This window comes from Protofrankia sp. CiP1_Cm_nod1, from assembly GCF_920888515.1.
Taxonomy (GTDB): Bacteria; Actinomycetota; Actinomycetes; order Frankiales; family Frankiaceae; genus Protofrankia.
Genome location: NZ_CAKKTM010000244.1, coordinates 1 through 3953 on the forward strand (window position 1 = coordinate 1; position 3953 = coordinate 3953).

The 3953-nt window shown below is 72.4% G+C and carries 2 protein-coding genes and 2 pseudogenes; 1 reads left to right on the forward strand and 3 read right to left on the reverse strand.

Features of this window, described 5'->3' with window-relative positions; genetic code table 11:
* The 3 genes and pseudogenes from NBX02_RS11115 to NBX02_RS11125 form a co-directional block, all read right to left on the reverse strand.
* Window positions 1-237, reverse strand: a pseudogene (locus NBX02_RS11115) (hypothetical protein); the annotation flags it as partial.
* A gap of 16 nt (window positions 238-253) precedes the next feature.
* Complete coding sequence (locus NBX02_RS11120) at window positions 254-1846, reverse strand: glycosyltransferase family 39 protein (RefSeq protein ID WP_250291234.1); 1593 nt, start codon at window positions 1844-1846, stop codon at window positions 254-256.
* A gap of 30 nt (window positions 1847-1876) precedes the next feature.
* On the reverse strand, window positions 1877-3376 hold the full coding sequence (locus NBX02_RS11125) for an NAD(P)/FAD-dependent oxidoreductase (RefSeq protein ID WP_250285938.1): 1500 nt from the start codon (window positions 3374-3376) through the stop codon (window positions 1877-1879).
* Between the two features lie 221 nt (window positions 3377-3597).
* Here NBX02_RS11125 and NBX02_RS11130 point away from each other — a divergent pair.
* Window positions 3598-3953 (forward strand): annotated as a pseudogene (locus tag NBX02_RS11130) (hypothetical protein); the annotation flags it as partial.

Consider the following 3953-nt stretch of genomic DNA (forward strand, 5'->3'; position numbering starts at 1 on the left):
CCACCGGGCCGGCCCGGCGGACGGGCCGGCCCGGCCGGCGCGCCAACCGCGCCAGCGGCGTGAGATCGCCGCGAGTCTCGGCGTCCGCCCGGCGGTCTGCGCGGTCTGCGCGGGCGGACGTCCCGGCAGGACGGCGCCGTCCTGTCGGGACGCGGCACGCGCGCGACGCGTGCGCACGCGGTGGGCGGCCACCGTCATACGGGCAGCGGCCGCCGTCCCGTCCGACCGAGGATCCACCAGCGCGTCCCGGCGGTCACGGCTGGAAGCGCAGCAGGGCGAAGTTCTCCCAGACCCTGGCTGACTGGCCCTGTTCCATGACCTGGTCGACGCGCGGGCGCCGCGCCTCGAGACGTCCGCGCACCTGGGTGCACAGGGTCTCGTAGGTGCGGTACGCGCCCGACCCGGCCAGGAAGACGGTGTTGCCGGGGCCCGCCTCCGCCAGCGCCCGGTCCGCGACGGCCACCCCGTTGGCGGTGGTGTTGCGGTCCTCGTAGTCGGTCCAGTTGACCCGGTCGGGTGGGGCGTAGGTCGGGACGACGTACACCCGCATCCACGGCGGGACCGTGCGGGCCAGGCCCGGGCCGAGCTGGTCCGGGCAGACCAGCAGCACATCACCGGGCCGCCCGAGGCGCTCGAGCACGCCCGCGGCCTGCTCGGCCTGGGTGCGGGCGCGGGAGATGTCGGTGTAGCCGCCGACGAGCCCGAGCAACGCGCACGCCAGGACGACACCCCGGAACAGCCGGCTGTCGACGAGGACGGTCGCCCCGAGGCCGATCACCAGCAGGAACGGGACGAACGCGGTGGCGGTGTACCGGTCAGCCCAGGCGTTGCCCACCACCTTGCCCACGGCGACGGCCACCACGAGCGTGACGGTGGCCAGGAAGAACAGCGTCCGCCCGGGTTCGAGCCCCCGCAGGTCCACCATCACGTACCGGCCGTCGATCGCCCGGCCGGCGATCCCGGCGGCGGCGAGGCCGGTGATGAGGAACAGCAGCGTGCGCCCGCCGGTGGTCGGGCCGCCCGCCCACTGCCCGTAGGCGTGCGCGATCGCCGCGAACGTCGCCGGCTCGCCCCACGGCGTCCCGGTGTGCGCCAGCTGGTACTGGAAGCCACCCAGCCAGGGGGCGAACACCACCGCCCCGCCGGCGATGCCGCCGAGAGCGGTCAGCGGCGCCCGCCGGCCCCAGCCCGGCCGCGGCCGGGCCGTGACCAGCAGCAGCCAGCCGACCACCGTGCACAGCAGGTAGAAGCACCAGTAGTGGGTCAGGGCCAGCAGGCCGGAGCACACCGCCAGCGCGACGGCCGGCCCGGCCGAGCGTCGGCGCAGGGTGCTCTCCAGCGCCAGCCCGCCGGCCGCGGTCAGCAGCACGACCAGGCTGTACATCCGGGTCTCGGTCGCGAAGTACAGCGCGAACGGCGAGGTGAGGTAGAGCACCACCGCCACCCACGCGGCACGTGCCCCGACCACCCGCCGGGCCAGCAGGTACAGCGGCCCGGCCGCGGCCAGGTTCACCAGCGCCGACAGCGCCCGTACCGCGAACGCGCCGGTCCCGAACAGCTCGGCCCAGCCGTGCAGCAGCAGGTAGTACAGCGGTGGTGAGCCGTCCTGGCGCAGGCCGTCGAACAGCGTCAGGCCCGGCCCGGTCAGCGGGAGCCGGGCGATGGCCACGCTCTGGGCCTCGTCCAGCCACAACGCCTGCCGGGCGGAGAAACGCGCCGCCACCGCCGCGACAACAATGACGAGCAGTGCCGCCCTGAACAGGACAGCCGTCCGGTCAGGACGCCTCAGGCCCGCGTCGGCCGGGTCGGGGATGTTCGCCAGCGGCCGAACCGCGACATCGGTCACGGTCAGATCCTCCAGTCCCGTGAACCGAGGTCAGTGCGACGCTTTGGTGCCGGTGTAACCCGGGGAGACTTCCTCGTGGTAGTCCTCCTCGACATTGACGCCCCACACGTCGTGGCTGGTGCCGTCCACCATGTTCTGCACGCTGAGCAGAGCGGTGTACATCGAGTGGTCCTGGTTGTTGTAGCGGTGCATGCCGTTGCGGCCGACCGGATAGACGTTCGGGGCGGCCTCGGCGAGCCAGCCGCGCATGATGTCGACGTTCTTCTTGTACTCGGCGTCGTAGAACGGGTAGGCCTTCGGCATGCGCACCACGAAACCGCCCTCCACCTGGTCCGCCGGGACCAGGCCGAGGGCCGCGAGCTCCTTGGAGGCGAGCGCGATCAGGTCGTCGTCGGCCATCGACCAGGTCTCGTCACCCTCGAAGACGAAGTACTCCAGCCCGAGGCAGGTGCGTCCTTCCTTCACCAGGAAGGGCGACCACGACGCGAAGTTCTGGATACGCCCGACCTGGAGCTCGGGGGAATGGATGTAAATCCAGTTGTCCGGGAAACCGGCGGATTCGGGCACCACGAGCGCGACGGTGAGGAAGTCCCGGTAGCGTAGCGCCTCCGCGGCCGCCAGGACGTGCGCGGGGGCGGGCGGATCCATCGCGCGGACCAGGGAGGAGAACGGCATCGACGAGACGATCTCGTCCGCGTCGTAGTGGTGCTCACTGCCGATGTCGGTCCGGGACGCCTCCGGCGCGCCCGCGCCCGGGCCGTACCCGCCGGTGACCACCGTGGTCACCCCGGTCGCCCGGCCGCCCTCGTGGTGGATCGCGCGGACCTTCTCCTCGAAGACGATCTTCCCGCCCCGGTCGACGATCTTGTCGGCGGCGGCTTCCCACATCATTCCGGGCCCGTACTTCGGGTACTGGAACTCCTCGATGAGGGAGGTGATGTCCTTCTGGTTCCGTTTCGGCGTGACCGCGTTCACAATCGCGTTGAACAGCGAGAGGTTCTTGATGCGCTGCGCGGCCCAGTCCGCCTCGATCGTGTCCGCCGGCACGCCCCACAGCTTCTCGGTGTAGGTCTTGAAGAAGATCCGGTAGAGGCGCCAGCCGAAACGGGCCGCGACCCAGCCCTCGATTTTCGTCTGGTCCTTCGGCGGGCGGACCCGCACCCAGAAGTAGGAGAAGATGCAGCGCGCGGCCTCCAGGAGGCCCAGGCCGCGCAGGGCGTTGCCGGCGCGCAGCGGGTAGTCGAACAGTTTGCCGTCGTAGATGATGCGGCTCGAGCGCGGGCGCATCAGGAAGTCCTCGTCGGGCAGGATCTCGTGCCAGAGCGCCTCGACCTCGGGGACCTTGGTGAAGAACCGGTGCCCGCCGATGTCGAACCGCCAGCCTTCGCGCTGCGCGGTACGGCTGATCCCACCCACCACCGAGTCACCTTCGAGGACCGTTACGGGCACGTCCCGTTTGACCAGCTCCCAGCCTGCTGTAAGACCTGCCGGTCCGGCTCCGATAACGACGACCTCGGGCTTTTCGGCCACTGTGCCTGACCTCTCCTCACCTTCGCACGCGATAGTCATCCGCGCGACATACCAGCAAAGCCGGTGGACGATGATCCGGCTTCGGCTTCTCAGTCTGGCACGGCCCCCACAGCCGCCCGCCTGCGCCCCCTGACGGCCACGGCGGGCCGGCCGCGACAGCCCGGCTCCCGCTCCCTGCCGGCCAGGCCGTGCCCCGCCCGCCGACGACGGCGTGCACGCCGGTGACCCGCGCCTCCGGCAGGGCGCACGCCGTGGACGTGCGCTCTGGCAGGGCGCACGCCGTGGACGTGCGCTCTGGCAGGGTGCACGTCATGGACGTGCCCATACCCGCCCGGACGGGCGATCCGGCCACCGCACCCGGGTGGGCGCCGCCGGGCCACCCGGACCGGGGGACGACAGCCCTGCTGCTGGCCGGCTGGGGCGGTGTCGCGGTGGGCATCGGTGCCGGTGACGGGCGGGGGCCGTGGCCGCTGGTGCCCGTGCTCGCCGGCTGGCTCGCCGTCCTGCTGGCCGCGGGCCCCGCCGAGCGGGTGCGGCGGTGGGCCCGGCGCTGGCACACCGCCGCGTGGACGGGCGT